The following is a 16,660-nucleotide window of genomic DNA, read 5'->3' as shown; positions in this document are numbered from 1 at the left end:
CCTGGTATCCCCCGAAGCATGGCGCAGGAAGCTCTCGCAGAGCACCCGGTTCCAGACCAGGAAGAAAAGGGGGCTCAGCTTGCTCCTCTGCTGGGAAAAGGCACTCACCGAGCAACTGATCTTCTTGCCCAACTCACCAAAGAAACCTTCCAGTTCGACAGAGAGGGTCCGCTTGCACATCTTGGCGATCAGCAGGACCAATCTCTCGAAATTGAGCTTGCGGTCCCGGGTGAAATGGGTTTTGGAATTCCTGAAAAGATTGAGCAGCAAAGGATCTGTTAAACAGATAGAAATAAAATTTTTTAGGTCTGATATGATTTTAAGTGCTATTTTTACATCGGCCATAAACGCGGTTGTTTAGATTTGTTTAGTAGTGAATTCAAAATTAAACATTTACGTGATTTATGGCCTTATTTTTTTCTTAACTTAATGACATTGCCCTCTGGGGTTTTTATAGTTTGAAACGATCCTTTCTTTAATAGTTGCATTCATCTGGCATTTTATAGTTTGGGATATAATGGGAGTCCCGCCGGGCTAGAGGCAATATTTGTTTCTTAAGCAACCTTGATCTTAGTAAATAATAAAAGCCAGTCTTGGGACTGGCTTTTTTCGCTTTTTTGTACCTCCGGTAGGAATCGAACCTACATCATCAGAACCGGAATCTAACATTCTATCCATTGAACTACGGAGGCGGCACGCCAAAAATAGTATTTTTTATGCGTTTTATGCAACAATAGCTTGCTGATTTTAGCAAGCTATTGATTTATAGGGTTTCAATAATATTAGTGACCTTCGTGACCTTCTTCGACAAGGTGGAATTGAACTTTTAGATCCAAGTCGTTAGCTCCTGCAAACTGATTGAAATCTTTGTTGAAGATATCAGTCTTAGGGTTGATTTTGTCTTTTACTCCTGGGTTAAGGTGTCTCATCAAATAGCGGAATGTAAAGCTGTTTGATGCTTTCAATACGGTGATATATCCTGTTACGCCTACATTAGCTGCTTTGTCGTCTGCAGTTTTGTCGGCATATTCTGCTGCCAATGAACCTTCAGGTGCGCCAAGGATGAAAGCAAAATGCTGATCTGCTCTGTCAATGAAAGTTTGTTGGCTCTCGCGACCTGCAAAATCTTTTACTTTAAGGTTGAAACGGTATGATTTTCCAACTTCTAAATGAACATGTGCATCTACAGGAGGTAAAAAATCATTACCTGAGAATTCTATTGTCTCAACTTCTGGGTTTTGGATGTCATGATAATGAAAATGGTCGTCGTGCTTTTCAGCTTCAACCTCAGTGAATGTAAGGGTTGCTGAACTTACTTCTTCTTGGTCAACTTCTGGCGTTGGATCATCCTTTGAACATGATTGAAAAGTAAAGAATGATGCTAATATTAAAAGAATTACAATGTTTGATTTCATGATGTCGTTTTTAAAATTTGTAGTTTACGGATAAAATAAAGTTTCTTCCAGGTCGGTCAGTGTAATACCTGAATCTGTCCATATAGTCTTTATAGCTTTTATTGAACAGGTTGTCGACTGAAAAAGAAATGTTGATGTGTTGTTTATTAATTAAGAAAGGTTGAGTAATATAAGCCTTGAATAAATTATAGGCAGCAGGAGGGGCAACATAGTCAGTCCCTTCTTCATAGCGATTTTGTTTAGCTACAAATTCATGAGTCAGTTTTACATAGCCTTTGTTTTCAGTGAAGTACCATTGAATTGAATTTTGAAGTCTATCCGATGGGATATAAGGCAGGTAGCTATCAGTGCTGGTGTTTTTTGCACGTACTAGGCTACCTTGCAAACTGTAATGTAAAGTAGGGTTTATCTTCCAATCAAATTGGATATCTGCTCCATAAAATACGGCATTGTTTTGCGAATAGCTGAATACTGGAAAAGTCCCACGAATGGTCTGTCTGACAGAATCCGGATTTGGGGCAGCGTATATATAGTTATGGATTAGTTGTCCGAAGATATCAGCAGTCAATGAAATATTGTCGGTTTTATGGGAAATGGAATGAACCCATTTTAATCCTTGTTCTGCTTTGAGGTCAAGGTTTCCGATTTCATAAATTGCTGCAGCATGGTGGACACCATCGCTATAAAGCTCATTTGCTGTAGGCGCACGCCATGCTAACCCTAAGCTGGTTTTATATTGCCAAGCGTTGTTAAAGTTATATGCCGCACCCAGAGATCCTGAGAAATTATGGAAACTCCGTGTGTCTTCCAACAGATATTGTTGTGGAACAGACTGTTGAGCATCAGTATATTTATATCGATAACCTGCTGCGTCAAAATAACGATAATCATAACGCCATCCAGCTTCTACAATCCATTTATTGAATTGAAATTGATGAATCCCGAACAGTCCAATGGAATAATTGTCATAATTCGGAATAATAGGAGTGGTGCCTGTTCCAGAAACATTGTTGTTCACCTGATTACCTGCATTTAATCCTATGCTGTGCGATTTTGCCTTTAGAATAACTTCCAACTGTTGTGTAGTCAAAATCATATCTGACATGGGAACATCATCTGAAACAGCTCTTCGCATATCAAACTCCTTGCGATGGTTTTGTTGCCATGCATATTGAGCCTCTAGCTGCATGCCATTATTCAGTTCTTGTTGATACTTCAGCTTTCCCAATTGGTGGGATACATTTTGTTTTGGAGCATTGATTTTATAACTGAAATCATACTTTTCAAAAGGCTCACCATTTTCAATTCTTGCATAGATGTCATCTATGGTTCCGACATGTGCTCCATAGAACACGCCGAGTTCTGTGGCAAACCTACTGTAATATGCTTCTATCAATTTATTTTCCTTACGGTATTGCACTGTTCCAGAAAAATTTATCTCTTCTGAACCCGTGTTTCCCAAATAGTAATTAGGAGCTTTGCTGTCACCTAATTTTTTGGCTGAACCTTGCACTTTCCAAGCCAATTCAGGGATAGAATTGATGCCCCCTTGGAATTGTAGGTTGGCCATACCACCTCTTCCATTTGATTGCGCGATTACATCTGCTCTACCTTGGAATTTTGATGGATCTAGGTTTTGAGCTTTTGCCAGCAATACTCCGCCTAGGGCATCTGCACCATAGCGTACAGCTTGGGCTCCTTTAATTACTTCAAATTCATCAGCTGCAAATGGATCAATCTCTGGAGCATGTTCCATACCCCATTGTTGTCCTTCCTGCTTTACACCGTTGTTCATGAGGATAATGCGATTACTGTGAAGGCCATGGATAACAGGTTTTGCAACCGAATGTCCCGAATTCAGAATGCTGACACCTGACAACTGTGAAAAAACCTCTGCAGACAATTTACCTTTGGATTCTTCGATCAATTGTTGGCTTAATTTTGCTTTGATTGCCGTTTTTTGCTCTTCTTGTTGAGCTGAAATTGATACAGCATCAATGGATACGGAAATGGACTTAAGGACAATTTTTAAAGTATGCCCAGCTTCCGTATGAATAGGCTGTTCAAAAGTTTCATAACCCAAGGCAGAAACACGTAAAGTAAGGTGTTGATGTCCATCGCCCTCTTTGAACTTAAAGTTGCCATGAACATCAGAAGTAGTATTAAAATCCTTTTCTAGTACAGTAATGCTTGCGCCAACAATTGGTTCAGCGCTCTCGTCCAGGACAATACCATTGATATATTGATTATTGGTCTGTGCATTTACAATTCCTATCGATAAGAATAGAAGCGCAGTCCATACATATTTCAACATGAATGTTGTAGTAAATAAATTATAAAATGCTGTATATTACTCGATTAAATAATATAGGAAAGGGAGGTGCTCGCAAACTTTTGCCAGTCTGAGGATTAAGGGATGGGAATTCTATCTTACTGTGGTTTAATACAGCAGCTATTAAAAATTCCATTGGTTTAGATTCCCATGAAAATCCATAAACATTTTGAATGCCCTGTTGAAAAAACAGAAAACAATAATGACAATCTTCCGAATTGGGATGTTGATGGTCATGTTTTGTTTCTGTATGACAAGAATGCGATTCTTGATGGTGATCATGCCTATGTAATACAATTAACCCGATGGAAAGGAACATAATTCCAATCCAAAAGGATGATATTAATTGTTTAAACGGCTTTAGATAAGTAATCACGGTGCAAATATAATTCAAATGCAATAATGTTGCAAATTAAATTAAACTTTGTTGCATTAAGACCTGGGATGGAATTGAGTGATGACACTTTGCAGATATTCTTTGTCTATATGCGTATAGATCTCTGTTGTTGTGATGCTTTCATGTCCTAGCATATCTTGTACTGCTCTAAGATCTGCTCCGCCTTCAACTAGGTGTGAAGCAAAGCTATGTCTGAAGGTATGGGGACTTATTTCTTTTTCCAATCCAATCTTTACAGCAAGGTCTTTGATGATCAGAAATATCATAACCCTTGAAAGGGGAGAACCCCTTCTGTTCAAGAATACAAAATCTTCTTTACCTGCTTTTATAGTCTGATGTACCCTGATTTCTTCCAGGTATATCTTTAAGTATTTTATAGCTTGTTGGCCAATTGGAATCAGTCTTTCTTTATTTCCCTTACCTTCCACTTTAATGAATTCTACATCGAGGAAGAGATTTGATATTTTAAGGTTGCAGAGTTCCGATACACGAAGTCCACAGCCATACAGCATTTCTAAAATTGCTTTGTTTCGAGTTCCTTCTGTAGTAGATAGGTTGATTGCAGAAATTAGTTCATCAATTTCTTGAATACTAAGAACGGCAGGAATTTTTCTGGATAGCCTAGGGGTTTCAATAAGTTCTGCTGGGTTGTTTACTAAGCCATGTTCAATTTGTAGAAAGCCAAAGAATGTTTTTATACCTGAGAGGATCCTTGCTTGGGTATATTCCGAAATGGGGAATTCATTGATCCATTTGAGGAAGTTCTGTATATCATTGGTCTGAAAATCCTTTGGTTCAATTTGTTGCAATTCGGCAAAACTCTGAAGTTTTTTAACGTCATTTAAATACGCGACTATACTGTTATCGCTTAAGCCTCTTTCTAGCAGTAAATAACGTTTAAAATCCTTTTTTAGTTGTTCCCAATTCATCTGTTAAATATATCTAAATCTTTGCGAGAATAGAGAAATTGTTTTAATGCTTTAATAATTTATTGTAGATTGGCAACAAATATAAATTAATAACCATTCTAGAAAATTTTTTTTGAAATTATGAAAATTCTAAAACCCTTGGCATTAGCCTTTCTGTTGCCCTTTGCGACGGAGATGGCGAGTGCTTACGTTCCTTCAACCTTAAACTCTGAAGCTAAAGTATTATTGATTAACGATTCCCTTAAATGGGATGCTAAATTACCTTTTGATAAGGATGTTATTAAAGGGAAATTGGAAAATGGTTTTCAGTATTACATTCGTAAAAATGCTGAGCCAGAGAAACGTGTAACGATGTATTTGGCTATGAAAGTTGGTTCTATCCTTGAGGATGAAAACCAATTGGGCTTGGCTCACTTTATGGAGCATATGAACTTCAATGGATTGAAGCATTTTCCAAAGAACGAATTGATCGATTACCTTCAGAAAGCTGGTGTTCGTTTTGGGTCTGACTTAAATGCTTATACAAGTTTTGACGAGACCGTTTATCAACTACCGATACCTTCGGACGATCCAGAATTATTAAAAAATGGTCTCCAAGTAATGCGCGATTGGGCGCAGGATGCCATGTTGGACACAGAGGAGATCAATAAAGAGCGTGGAATTATCATGGAAGAAATGCGTGGTGGCCGTGGTGCACAGCAACGTATGCGCGATCAATATTTTCCAGTGATGTTGAATGGCTCTCGATACTCTGACCGACTACCAATTGGAACCGAAAAGGTCGTTATGAATTTCGATCCTGAAGTAATTCGTCAATTCCATAAAGATTGGTACCGTCCTGATTTGCAGTCTCTTATTATAGTTGGGGATATTGATCCAAAACAGATGGAGGCTGAGGTGAAAAGGTTGTTTTCAGATATGAAGGTTCCAGCCAACAAAAAACCTAGAACTGAATACAAGGTTGATTTATTGAATAAAAATCAATTTATCAAGGTTACTGATCCGGAGATGTCATATACTATCGGTCAAATCTTTATCAAGCACCCTGAGGAAAAAGTAGTAACTGTGAAAGATTATCGCAGGGATCTATTGAAAGATGTATTCAATCAAATGATCAATGCGAGACTTCGTGAACTAGGTCAATCAGCGAACCCTCCATTTATTCAAGGTGGCGTTGATATCTCAGGTTTTATTGGTGGTCTAGATAATATGGGGGCATTTTTTGTGTCAAAGCCTGGTCAATTTGAAGATGGTTTCAAAGCTGTTGTAAGAGAATTAGATCGTTTTCAAAGATTCGGATTCACAGAATCAGAATTCAAGAGAGCTATCAGTTCCATCTCCAAGAACAATGAATCTTCTTATGTTGAGCGTGATAAACGTAAATCAGATAGTTATGTAAATACTTATTTAAATCATTTCTTGAATGATGGTCCTGCATTGGGCAATGAAGATAGGTATGAATTAACTAAGCAATTGTTGCCAACATTAGCTTTAAAAGAAGTTGAAGACATCGCCAAAGAATTTTATGTTGACACGAATCGTGATGTATTGATTTTGGCGCCTGAGACCGATAAAGACAAATTGCCAGATGAAGCTGCTGTAAATTCTTGGTTTGATTCCATTGACAAAGAGGATCTGAAAGCCTACGAAGATAAGGTGTCTGATTTACCTATGTTGTCTAAAGCTCCTGTTAAGGGATCGATTAAGTCTGAAAAGTCGATTGATAAAATTGAAACTAAAGAAATCATCTTGAGCAATGGCGTTAAGGTCTTATTAAAACCTACTAAATTCAAGAATGATGAGATTTCTATCAACGCATATAGTCCAGGTGGTACTTCCTTGTATTCTGATGCGGATTATATGTCAGCTTCCTTTGCTGGGAATTTAGTGAATAGTTCTGGTATCGGTCAATTGAATACGGTTGAGTTACAAAAAAGCTTAACTGGAAAAGATGTGAACATCAGTCCTTATATTTCAGAGCGTGCTGAGGGATTGCGTGGTTCGACGGATAAGGAAAGTTTAAAAACAGCTTTTGAGATGGTTTATGGTTATTTCACGGAGCCAAGAATCGAAGATGATGTTTTCCAAAGCGTTATCAGTAAACAGAAGGATATGATGGCGAATCGTGAAAATGATCCAAACTTCGTCTATAGTGATGCCATTCAGCGTACACTTTACGGTAACAGCATCCGTCGTGTTCCTTATTCATTGAAAGACCTTGAAAATGTAAACCAAGCCAAGGCGCTCGAAATATACAAAGATAGATTTGCTGATGCTTCAGATTTTACCTTTGTAATCGTTGGATCCTTTACTGAAGACGAGATCAAACCTTATTTAGAAGAATATCTTGCTGCTCTTCCTACTACAAACCGTAAAGAAGAAGCAAAAGATTTGAACCTATATGAGAACAACAAAGGTGTTGAGAAAGTAGTCAATAAAGGGAAAGAAGCTAAAGCGATGGTTCGTTTGACCATGTATGGAGATTATACATACAATGAACAAGAGAATCTGAATACATCTGCATTAGAGACTATTTTGACTAATAAATTATTAGAAAGACTTCGTGAAGAGGAGAGTGGAGTATATGGTACAGGTGCTAGATTTTCCGTAAGTAAGTTTCCGAAACCTAGGTATACATTTATGATTGGGTTTGGAACAAGTGTAGATAAATATCAGCCATTGATTAATTCAGCGATTGATGTAATTAAAAAAATCAAGGCTGATGGTCCATCGCAAGTTGATTTAGATAAGTTCAAGATTGAAGAGAAACGTCAGTTGGAAATCAATTTACGTGAGAATGGTTTCTGGGCGGGTCAGCTTTTAGGTTCTGTTCAGAATGATACAGATCCTACCAAAGTAACTCGATATTTAGAGGAGCTTGACAAGGTGAGCATTGAGTCTGTAAAAGCAGCTGCAAACAAATATCTGAAAGAAGAAAACTTCTACAAGTTTATCCTTCTTCCGGATGCAAAATAATCTAAAAAGCCCCTTTTAAAGGGGCTTTTTTTATGATATAAATAATCAATAATTCTTTTGCTTATTCTTTCATTTTCACATATTTATGGGAGAAGCAGTCAAAACAATCCTCCACTAAAACCAGAGTAGAATCTTGTCGGTGGACAAAGACTTTACTGACTGTTTCGTCGATTTGCCATTCGTTTTTATTGCTGAGTTGCGACATTGCTAATTCTAATTTATAGGGCTGTGCATTTGACAGCTCACCATTGTCATAATAGAAAATACTGTCTTTTGTAATCTGTAAATGTTTGATGGAGTTGGTTGATTCTGGTGTTTTTGTTATGCCGGCAAATCCGCCAGATGTTTCAATCCATTGCCAATTTCCGATGATTTTGGGTGGTTTTGTTCCTGTTCCTTGACTGCTGGCACAAGCAATGATGAAAGGTAAACCTAATATGAGGGATAATTTTTTCATGTATATCTGTTTTCAATAAGTTATATCTTAAAACGGAAATTCTGTGGATTTGTTTTATTTCGCAGGTTTGTTAAACTTTGAGTTTTTGTTTTGTTAATTTTTACTTAATATTGAATTGTTAAGTTTGCATTACACGGCTATTATATTAAAAATTATGAAAATAAATTTCTTTAATTTTTCTGTTCTAATCATATTTATTTTTTATTCCTGTTCAAAAAGCTCAAATGTAGATCCTGAAATTCCGCAGCCAAAGCCTGAAGCAGAACCCATTAAAATTTCTCGAAATTCTATTATCCATTATTTCAATGTAGATGATGAAAACAATCTATTAATTTATCCTGGAAATATAGTAGAGTTTAAAGGTGACGAAAGTAAAATTTCCATTTCTCGGTATGATAGCTATAAAAAGCTTCCTGTGCGACTGATGAGTTATGAAGCGAATTTGGGATCTGAACAATTTAATAAAATACCGACTTTATTGGATGTTCAGCAGTATGTAGGACTTCATATACCTGTTATTGAGGATTCAGATATAAGTCCGAAAAATTATTGGAGGGAAATACTGGATTATAATTTCTTGAAAGGGATGCTTATGACGGAAAAAGAAAGGGAGAGATTTTTTCCTTTATTGAAAGGGTTTAAAGAGGCTGAGTCCTCATTTTATTGTGCTATGAATTTTAATATTTTTGAAGTAATCATGGAATTTCCTGATGCTGCAGAATTGTTATCAGTTGAGGCCGAAGAAGAAATTAAGAAACATAAATTGCCTTGTTATTATGTTAAGAGGGCATCTTATGGTGATAGAGTAATTTTTTACGCACAATCGAAATCTAAAGAAGAGGATTTTATTTCAGTGTTGAACAAGATGTCTGATTTAACCCCTTTGAATGAGGTCGATTTAAAAATATTGGATCAATCGAGTTTGGCGATCCTACATCGAACAAGTTCCAAAAGAGAAACCATGATCAATAAAGCTGAAGGCAGAAAAGCTATTTTGGATCTGTACAAAAAGACTTACGATATCATTAATAACAGTAAAAATAAAAACCTTTATCCGATTACATTCTCATTGCATGGATTGCATGGTTCAGGTAGTTTTCAACATGATTTGAAATATGAATATTGGGGTTTCCAAATCGATGAATAAAAGGAAATGCCCTGCTGTAAACCAACAGGGCATTTCCTTTTAATTTTAGAATTTCCTTATTCAAACCAAGTCAAGACTTCATCTTTAGTTGGCATAGATATATCTAATTTCATTTTTTTGCGCATTCCGCCCAAGTCATTGAATACTTTGTTTGGATTTGCTTCTTTTAATAGTTCGATTGTTGTAAATCCCATTTTTTGCAGGACAGGAACCCATGCTTCAGGAATCCCGATTTCTACGAAATCTGATACAGAAGCTACTTTAGCTACTTTTTCAGGACGCATTTGAGGGAAGAACAATACTTCCTGGATGGAAGGGTTATTTGTCAAAAACATAATCAATCTGTCCATTCCAATTCCTAATCCCGATGTAGGCGGCATTCCATATTCTAAGGCACGCAAGAAATCCTGATCAATGAACATGGCTTCATCATCACCTTTTTCAGATAGTTTGAGTTGCTGCTCGAAGCGATCTCTTTGATCGATAGGGTCGTTGAGCTCAGAATAAGCATTTGCGATCTCTTTACCACAAACCATCAATTCAAAACGTTCTGTCAATTCGGGGTTGTCTCTATGTTTTTTGGTCAGAGGAGACATCTCGATAGGGTAGTCGGTAATAAATGTTGGTTGGATAAAATTGCCTTCACATTTTTCACCAAAAATCTCGTCGATCAATTTTCCTTTGCCCATGGTGTCATTCACGTCGATTCCCATTCCCTTGGCAGCAATGCGGATTTCATCTTCTGATTTTCCTGTAATATCAAATCCCGTGAATTGTTTGATAGCTTCAGTCATGCTGACCCTTGGGTATGGAGCTTTAAAGTCAACTTTATGTTCACCAAATGTCGCGTTTGTCGTTCCATTCACTGCGATAGCACAATGTTCTAACAGGTTTTCTGTGAACTCCATCATCCAGTTGTAGTCTTTATAGGCTACATAGATTTCCATTGCTGTGAATTCTGGGTTATGTGTTCTGTCCATTCCTTCATTTCTGAAGTTTTTGGAGAATTCATATACACCTTCAAAACCACCAACGATCAATCTCTTTAAATACAGCTCATTGGCAATACGTAAGTAAAGAGGGATATCCAAAGCATTGTGGTGTGTAATAAATGGGCGAGCTGCCGCACCCCCAGGGATTGCCTGTAGGATTGGTGTTTCAACTTCCATATACCCAGCGTTGTTGAAATACTCACGCATAGCATTGAATAATTTCGTGCGCTTAACAAAGATGTCTCTATTTTGAGAGTTCACGATCAAATCCACATAACGCATTCTATAGCGTTGTTCAGGATCTGTAAAAGCGTCAAATGTTTTACCATCCGCTTCTTTTACGATCGGTAGAGGTCTCAATGATTTAGTAAGAACTTTTAGGGTTTGAACGTGTATACTGATTTCACCAGTTTGCGTAGTGAAAACATATCCAGTAATACCTACAATATCTCCGATGTCCAATAACTTTTTAAATACGGTGTTGTATAGAGTCTTATCTTCGTCAGGGCAGATATCATCACGTTTTACATAGGCTTGGATACGTCCAGTAGCGTCCTGTAGCTCCATAAAGGATGCGCTTCCCATTACTCTACGGCTCATTATCCGTCCGGCGAAACTGATGTTCTTATAGTTGATCTTATCTCTTTCGTAGTTTTCTAATATATCTTCAGCCGTAGCATTAACTTTGAATTCTTCAGCGGGGAAGGGGTCAATGCCTAGGTCGATTAAGGCTTTCAGGTTCAGCCTTCTTTGTTGTTCTTGTTCAGATAATCCGATGCTCATTTTACGTACAACTTATAATGTGTTGCAAAAGTATGAAATTAGAACTATTTAAAGAGGATTAAGAAGAAAAAAGGCTTTATTGTGCTTTGATTTGTTTATTTTTGTGGTTCAAGTAAAATTTATTCACAGGTGTTGAAATGAATTTATCTATGTTTTTTGTATTTGAATGAAAAATAAATTATCTTTGCACCTCAATTGTTGAATTATATAGTAATCATAAGATAAAATGAAAAAAGATTTGCATCCATCAAACTACAGATTAGTTGTATTCAAAGACATGTCAAATGACTATTCTTTTGTTACTAAATCTTGTGTTGATACAAAAGAAACTATTACTTGGGAAGATGGTAACGAGTACCCATTGGTAAAGTTAGAGATTTCTCACACTTCACACCCATTCTACACTGGTAAGATGAAATTGGTTGATACAGCAGGACGTATTGATAAATTCCGTAGCCGTTACAACAAAAAGTAATATTCTTTACTATAAAGAAATTGTTAATGTCCCGATAAAGTTTATTTGTCGGGATTTTTTATGTACTTTTATTTCATGTCGCTAACCATCGTATTATTTGATAACGCACATTGGCGCAGGCGTCTATTTCCCTTTGCCGCGACTCGTCCAATTGGTAATATCAGAACCGGTATTTGTACACTAGATGATAAATGGGGCCGTATTTTTGAGGCACCAGTTACTTTTGATACAGTTGACTACCTCAGCGACAAATTTCCTTTTTCAGATTTTGGCAACCAGGATTTCTTAATTATACGTAGCAATGTTTTGCCATCGGATGATTTGATTGTTGAACTGAAGTCTTTAAATCCTGGCGAAGTGCTTTTAGATGATAATTCTTGGGTGGCGATACGATCAACAGAAGGAAAGATCGACTATCAAAATCTTCATCTTCGCTATAATCCAATCAAAACCTCCTGCAACATTCAATACCTCAATTTTCTTGAAGATATCTTTTTGCAGAATAAGTCTCAATTGTTGTTTGATTATAACCTATTGACAGCGGGAAGAAATACAGCCTCAATAAGTTCTAGTAATGCTGTTTATGGCAGCTGGATATTTGTTGAAGAGGGCGCTCAGGTTGAGGGTGTTAGTTTGAATAGTCTGGAGGGGCCTATTTATATTGGTAAAGGTTGTAAGATTGAAGAAGGCAGTTATTTAAAAGGTTATGTTGCAATAGGAGATGGTGCAAGGGTCAAGACTGGTGCTCGATTGTATCCCAACACAAGCATTGGTCCGGGCAGTACTGTTTGTGGAGAGGTAAATAATACGGTTATTTGGGGGAATAGTGCAAAAGGGCATGAGGGCTATTTGGGCTGTTCGGTCATTGGCGAGGGCTGTAATATTGGAGCTGGTAGTTCAAATTCAAATTTGAAAAACAATTGGAAATCTGTTCGGTTGTTTGATTATGAGGATCTTAGTTTTCGTCAAACAGATGAAATCAAATGCGGTTTGTTTATGGGGGATTACGCGATGAGTGGGATTAATTCATCATTTACAACAGGTTGTGTAATTGGTGTAGGCTCACAGGTTGCAATTTCAAAATTTATTCCCAAATTTGTGGCAGATTTCAGCTGGAAAACGGACGCTGGAACTGAAACATATACTTTTGAAAAATTTATAGAAATGATGGAGCGTAGGGAGAAGGTAACGGGTGTGAAAGAACTGCAGATGAACTTCCCTATCTTTAAACATATATTTGAGGAGGTCAAATACCTACAGGAGAACAATCAATCTTAAACATATAATATAAATAACTATGCGTAAAAATATAGTAGCTGGAAACTGGAAAATGAATATGGACTATGAGCAAGGAATTAGCTTATTTTCCGAGATTGTAAACATGGTTAAAGATGAGGTTATCGGTAATCAGGAAATCGTTGTTTGCAGTCCATTTATCCATTTGGCGGCGATTTCAAAGTTAAGTGCACATACTAATAATGTATCCATTGGAGCTCAGACCATCAATCAACATGAATCTGGAGCTTATACAGGTGAAATTTCAGCTTCTCAGGTTAAATCAACAGGTGCTGAATATGTGATTTTAGGGCATTCAGAGCGTCGTGCTTATTTTGGTGAAACAGATGAGTTATTGGCTGAGAAAGTTGATGCGGCTTTAAAACATGGTCTTAAGCCTATCTTCTGTATTGGAGAAACTCAAAGTGAGCGTGAAGCAGGATCTTATTTTGATGTTATAAAGAACCAATTGAGCAAAGCACTGTTTCATTTAGATGCTACTGCATTTGGAAATATTGTGTTGGCTTATGAGCCAGTATGGGCAATTGGTACAGGTTTGACAGCATCTCCGGAGCAGGCACAGGAAGTACATGCGTTTATCCGTCAGACATTGGCTGATCAATACGGACAAGAAGTTGCTGACAACACGAGTATTTTATATGGAGGTAGTGCAAATCCTTCAAATGCGCAGAGTCTTTTTTCGCAACCTGACATTGATGGTGGCTTAATCGGAGGCGCTTCATTGAAGTCACGTGATTTCTTGCAAATTATTAACGTTTTTAACGCTTAAAATATGAAGTATACAGCAGTTACTTTTACGTCCTCAACAATTGAGGAATGGCAAAAGGATTTGCTAATAGCTGAATTGGCTAACCTTGGTTTTGATACTTTTGAGGATCAAGGCCAAGGTTTTGTTGCCTATGTGCCATCATCCAACTTGGACATCCAGGCTTTGGAAACAGTTTTGGCTACGGAAGCGGTTGGTTATGACATTTCCTATCAAGTAGAGGAATTGGAAAACAAGAACTGGAATCAAGTTTGGGAAAGCAACTTTAGCCCAATTTTGGTTGATGACCAATGTTATGTTCGTGCTACTTTTCACGAGGACAAGCCTGAATATCCATATCAGATTATCATCGATCCAAAAATGTCATTTGGTACAGGCCATCACCAAACCACTTCAATGATGCTTTCTTTTATTTTAGAAAATAATTTTGAAGGCAAGCAGGTTTTGGATATGGGTTGCGGGACAGGTATTTTGGCCATCTTAGCTTCAAAGCGAGGTGCTAAGGACATCTTGGCCGTTGATTTTGATCCGATCTGTGTTGAGAGTGTAAATGAAAATAAGGAACTCAACCAAGTTTCCAATATTGAAGCAAAGTTGGGATCCAAAGAAGTAATAGTAGGTCTTCGATTTGATATGGTTCTAGCAAATATCAATAGGAATATCTTGTTGGATCAGTTTGATGTATATGCCTCAGATTTGCCAGATGCTGGTGAATTATATATATCTGGATTCTATGATGGTGAAGACTTGGAGATTCTGAGAGAAAAAGCTGAGACCTTGGGGTTTCAATTTGTCGAGAAAAAAGTACTGGACACGTGGTGTGCAGCTAAATTTATAAAAGCCAACTAAATGCGCATACATTTTATAGCCATAGGTGGAAGTATCATGCATAATTTAGCTATTAATTTAGCTGAACAAGGGCATCAAGTGAGTGGTTCTGACGATCAGATTGTAGAACCTTCCAAATCTCACCTCCAAGATGCTGGATTAATGCCCAAGGAATTGGGATGGTTTCCGGAGAAAATCACGGATGACATTGATGTTGTTATCCTTGGTATGCATGCGGATGAACACAATCCTGAACTTCAAAAAGCGAAGGAATTAGGAATAAAGATTTATTCCTTTCCTGAGTTTGTCTATGAGCAAAGTGCCGAAAAGACTCGTGTTGTTATTGCTGGGACCTATGGTAAGACAACCATTACGAGTATGATCATGCATGTCCTGAAAAAATTGGGACGAAATTTCGATTATTTAGTTGGGGCTCAATTAGAAGGATTCGATAAGTTGCTTCAACTTAACCCTGAAAATAACCTGATGATTATTGAAGGGGATGAATATTATGCTTCAGCAGTTAACAAACAGTCCAAGTTTCTCAAGTACAAACCAAATATTGCGCTTATCAGTGGTGTTGAGTGGGATCATTTCAAGACTGTAATCAGTGAAGATGATTACTTCAAGCAATTTGAGGACTTTATCCGTACGATTGTTCCCAAGGGTACCCTTATCTATAATAAGGATGATAAGAACACTAGAGAGGTTGTAGAGCGCACCATGGACATTAAAATCAACCGACATGGTTATAAGCTTCCTGAATATACAATTAACAAGGGTGTGACTTATATTCACGTTGGCGAAGAGAATATTCCTTTAAAGATTTTTGGCAAGCATAATTTATCCAATATTGCTGGTGCATTTACGGTGTGCGAGTGGTTAGGGGTGAAGCGTGATGAGTTTTACCATGCTATTCAGGATTTCAAGAGTTCGATCCGGTATTTGGAATTTGTGGCGAGCCAGAATGGGAGTGTTGTTTATCAGGACTTTGCGCATACGCCTAGTAAGTTGAGATCGAGTATCCATGCTGTAAAGGAGCAATTTCCGAATCAGGCACTAGTGACTGTCATTGAGTTGAATGCTTATGATAGTATTGACTCAGAGTTTATTACGGAATACGCAAATTCGATGAATGAATCAGATTTTGCTGTCGTTTTTGTTAATACTTCGCTTATCAAGGAAAAAAATATTGCTTTAGATAACCTAATATGGCGATTAACTGAGGCTTTTAACCATCCATCTTTCCATGTTATCACTCAGATGACAGATTTGGAGGATTTTTTGGAAACTTTTAAATCAAATGGTTATAATTTGCTATTTATGAGTTCAAACAACTACAATGGGGTAAATATGTCTAGTTTTGCAGATAAATTTTTGAGAAATTTTTAACATTCTTTCTATTTTTTTTTAAATTTTTAATATGGGGATTTTGAAATTTACTTTATTTGTTTAAATTTGATAATTACTTAATAAATAAATATTTTACATTTTACCCATGAATGCATTAGGAAAAAAAATCAGATTACTTAGACATCAGAAAGGATGGAGTCAGGAGGATGTAGCTAAAAGGCTAGATATCTCTATTCCAGCATTTTCTAAAATTGAAACAGGCATTACTGATGTTAATTTATCGAGATTGAACCAAATTTCTAAACTGTTTGGTTTATCATTAGTACAATTATTATCGACTTCAGATCCTGAGGAAGATAAACAAATCCAGAATGAAGTAAACGAGCTTCAAAAGCGTCTTCAATCACGTGAAGTAGAAGTTATCGACTTACAGAAGAAAGTAATTGATCTATACGAGCAATTGCATAAGAAATAATAGGATTGTTTCTAAAAGAAAAAGCCTTGCATGAAAACT

Annotated in this window: 15 protein-coding genes and 1 tRNA gene; 9 read left to right on the top strand and 7 right to left on the bottom strand. The window is 37.1% G+C overall.

Going from position 1 to position 16,660, the window contains the following annotated elements; translation table 11 throughout:
* The 4 genes from CRT24_RS20680 to CRT24_RS12235 form a co-directional block, all read right to left on the bottom strand.
* On the bottom strand, positions 1–345 hold a 345-nt coding region (locus CRT24_RS20680; RefSeq protein ID WP_218962623.1), incomplete at its 3' end, for a hypothetical protein.
* 275 nt (positions 346–620) lie between these two features.
* Positions 621–692, bottom strand: a tRNA-Arg gene (locus CRT24_RS12245).
* Between the two features lie 90 nt (positions 693–782).
* Positions 783–1,415, bottom strand: coding sequence for a hypothetical protein (locus CRT24_RS12240; protein ID WP_099371528.1), 633 nt, complete (start codon positions 1,413–1,415; stop codon positions 783–785).
* A gap of 10 nt (positions 1,416–1,425) precedes the next feature.
* Positions 1,426–3,729, bottom strand: a complete 2,304-nt coding sequence (locus CRT24_RS12235) for a TonB-dependent receptor (protein WP_099371527.1) — start codon at positions 3,727–3,729, stop codon at positions 1,426–1,428.
* 168 nt (positions 3,730–3,897) lie between these two features.
* Here CRT24_RS12235 and CRT24_RS20895 point away from each other — a divergent pair, with 168 nt between their 5' ends.
* Positions 3,898–4,068, top strand: coding sequence for a hypothetical protein (locus tag CRT24_RS20895; RefSeq protein ID WP_171017667.1), 171 nt, complete (start codon positions 3,898–3,900; stop codon positions 4,066–4,068).
* A 111-nt stretch (positions 4,069–4,179) separates the two neighbouring features.
* Here CRT24_RS20895 and xerD read toward each other — a convergent pair whose 3' ends face one another.
* Positions 4,180–5,073 carry a site-specific tyrosine recombinase XerD gene (gene xerD / locus CRT24_RS12230; protein ID WP_099371526.1) on the bottom strand — a complete coding sequence of 298 codons (894 nt, stop codon included), beginning with the start codon at positions 5,071–5,073 and terminating at the stop codon, positions 4,180–4,182.
* A gap of 120 nt (positions 5,074–5,193) precedes the next feature.
* Between xerD and CRT24_RS12225 the strand changes: the two genes are divergently transcribed.
* Positions 5,194–8,049, top strand: a complete 2,856-nt coding sequence (locus tag CRT24_RS12225; RefSeq protein ID WP_099371525.1) for a pitrilysin family protein — start codon at positions 5,194–5,196, stop codon at positions 8,047–8,049.
* A gap of 61 nt (positions 8,050–8,110) precedes the next feature.
* Here the strand turns inward: CRT24_RS12225 and CRT24_RS12220 are convergent, their stop codons facing one another.
* The gene (locus CRT24_RS12220; RefSeq protein WP_099371524.1) at positions 8,111–8,506 is read right to left on the bottom strand and encodes a hypothetical protein; all 396 of its coding nucleotides are present in this window, start codon (positions 8,504–8,506) and stop codon (positions 8,111–8,113) included.
* Between the two features lie 154 nt (positions 8,507–8,660).
* Between CRT24_RS12220 and CRT24_RS12215 the strand changes: the two genes are divergently transcribed.
* A complete protein-coding gene (locus tag CRT24_RS12215; RefSeq protein ID WP_099371523.1) occupies positions 8,661–9,653 on the top strand; it encodes a hypothetical protein in 993 nt (330 codons plus the stop codon).
* Between the two features lie 56 nt (positions 9,654–9,709).
* Here the strand turns inward: CRT24_RS12215 and lysS are convergent, their stop codons facing one another.
* A complete protein-coding gene (gene lysS, locus CRT24_RS12210; protein WP_099371522.1) occupies positions 9,710–11,428 on the bottom strand; it encodes a lysine--tRNA ligase in 1,719 nt (572 codons plus the stop codon).
* A 226-nt stretch (positions 11,429–11,654) separates the two neighbouring features.
* Between lysS and CRT24_RS12205 the strand changes: the two genes are divergently transcribed.
* The 6 genes from CRT24_RS12205 (at position 11,655) to CRT24_RS12180 (ending at position 16,621) form a co-directional block, all read left to right on the top strand.
* Positions 11,655–11,903, top strand: coding sequence for a type B 50S ribosomal protein L31 (locus CRT24_RS12205; RefSeq protein ID WP_099371521.1), 249 nt, complete (start codon positions 11,655–11,657; stop codon positions 11,901–11,903).
* Positions 11,904–11,978: 75 nt separating this feature from the next.
* Complete coding sequence (locus CRT24_RS12200) at positions 11,979–13,181, top strand: putative sugar nucleotidyl transferase (protein WP_180269127.1); 1,203 nt, start codon at positions 11,979–11,981, stop codon at positions 13,179–13,181.
* Between the two features lie 19 nt (positions 13,182–13,200).
* On the top strand, positions 13,201–13,968 hold the full coding sequence (gene tpiA, locus CRT24_RS12195; RefSeq protein WP_099371519.1) for a triose-phosphate isomerase: 768 nt from the start codon (positions 13,201–13,203) through the stop codon (positions 13,966–13,968).
* Positions 13,969–13,971: 3 nt separating this feature from the next.
* Positions 13,972–14,814: a 50S ribosomal protein L11 methyltransferase gene (gene prmA / locus CRT24_RS12190; RefSeq protein ID WP_099371518.1), complete on the top strand. Its 843-nt coding sequence runs from the start codon at positions 13,972–13,974 to the stop codon at positions 14,812–14,814.
* Positions 14,815–16,185 (top strand): UDP-N-acetylmuramate--L-alanine ligase, encoded by a 1,371-nt coding sequence (gene murC / locus CRT24_RS12185; protein ID WP_099371517.1) that lies wholly within the window; start codon positions 14,815–14,817, stop codon positions 16,183–16,185.
* Positions 16,186–16,291: 106 nt separating this feature from the next.
* Positions 16,292–16,621 (top strand): helix-turn-helix domain-containing protein, encoded by a 330-nt coding sequence (locus CRT24_RS12180; protein ID WP_099367167.1) that lies wholly within the window; start codon positions 16,292–16,294, stop codon positions 16,619–16,621.
* Positions 16,622–16,660 lie beyond the last annotated feature (39 nt).

The sequence above is a fragment of the Sphingobacterium sp. 1.A.5 genome, assembly GCF_002734235.1.
Lineage (GTDB): Bacteria > Bacteroidota > Bacteroidia > Sphingobacteriales > Sphingobacteriaceae > Sphingobacterium > Sphingobacterium daejeonense.
Note: the sequence above shows the minus strand (reverse complement) of the source record. Positions and strands in the feature narration are given on the sequence as shown.

Bases quoted from the DNA above. Each gene is read 5' to 3' on its own strand.
- CRT24_RS12200 (WP_180269127.1), top strand. From the start codon at position 11,979: ATGTCGCTAACCATCGTATTATTTGATAACGCACATTGGCGCAGGCGT.
- CRT24_RS20895 (WP_171017667.1), top strand. From the start codon at position 3,898: ATGAAAATCCATAAACATTTTGAATGCCCTGTTGAAAAAACAGAAAAC.
- CRT24_RS12215 (WP_099371523.1), top strand. From the start codon at position 8,661: ATGAAAATAAATTTCTTTAATTTTTCTGTTCTAATCATATTTATTTTT.
- CRT24_RS12180 (WP_099367167.1), top strand. From the start codon at position 16,292: ATGAATGCATTAGGAAAAAAAATCAGATTACTTAGACATCAGAAAGGA.
- prmA (WP_099371518.1), top strand. From the start codon at position 13,972: ATGAAGTATACAGCAGTTACTTTTACGTCCTCAACAATTGAGGAATGG.
- CRT24_RS12240 (WP_099371528.1), bottom strand. From the start codon at position 1,415: ATGAAATCAAACATTGTAATTCTTTTAATATTAGCATCATTCTTTACT.
- xerD (WP_099371526.1), bottom strand. From the start codon at position 5,073: ATGAATTGGGAACAACTAAAAAAGGATTTTAAACGTTATTTACTGCTA.
- murC (WP_099371517.1), top strand. From the start codon at position 14,815: ATGCGCATACATTTTATAGCCATAGGTGGAAGTATCATGCATAATTTA.
- CRT24_RS12205 (WP_099371521.1), top strand. From the start codon at position 11,655: ATGAAAAAAGATTTGCATCCATCAAACTACAGATTAGTTGTATTCAAA.
- CRT24_RS12225 (WP_099371525.1), top strand. From the start codon at position 5,194: ATGAAAATTCTAAAACCCTTGGCATTAGCCTTTCTGTTGCCCTTTGCG.
- CRT24_RS12220 (WP_099371524.1), bottom strand. From the start codon at position 8,506: ATGAAAAAATTATCCCTCATATTAGGTTTACCTTTCATCATTGCTTGT.
- CRT24_RS12235 (WP_099371527.1), bottom strand. From the start codon at position 3,729: ATGTTGAAATATGTATGGACTGCGCTTCTATTCTTATCGATAGGAATT.
- lysS (WP_099371522.1), bottom strand. From the start codon at position 11,428: ATGAGCATCGGATTATCTGAACAAGAACAACAAAGAAGGCTGAACCTG.
- tpiA (WP_099371519.1), top strand. From the start codon at position 13,201: ATGCGTAAAAATATAGTAGCTGGAAACTGGAAAATGAATATGGACTAT.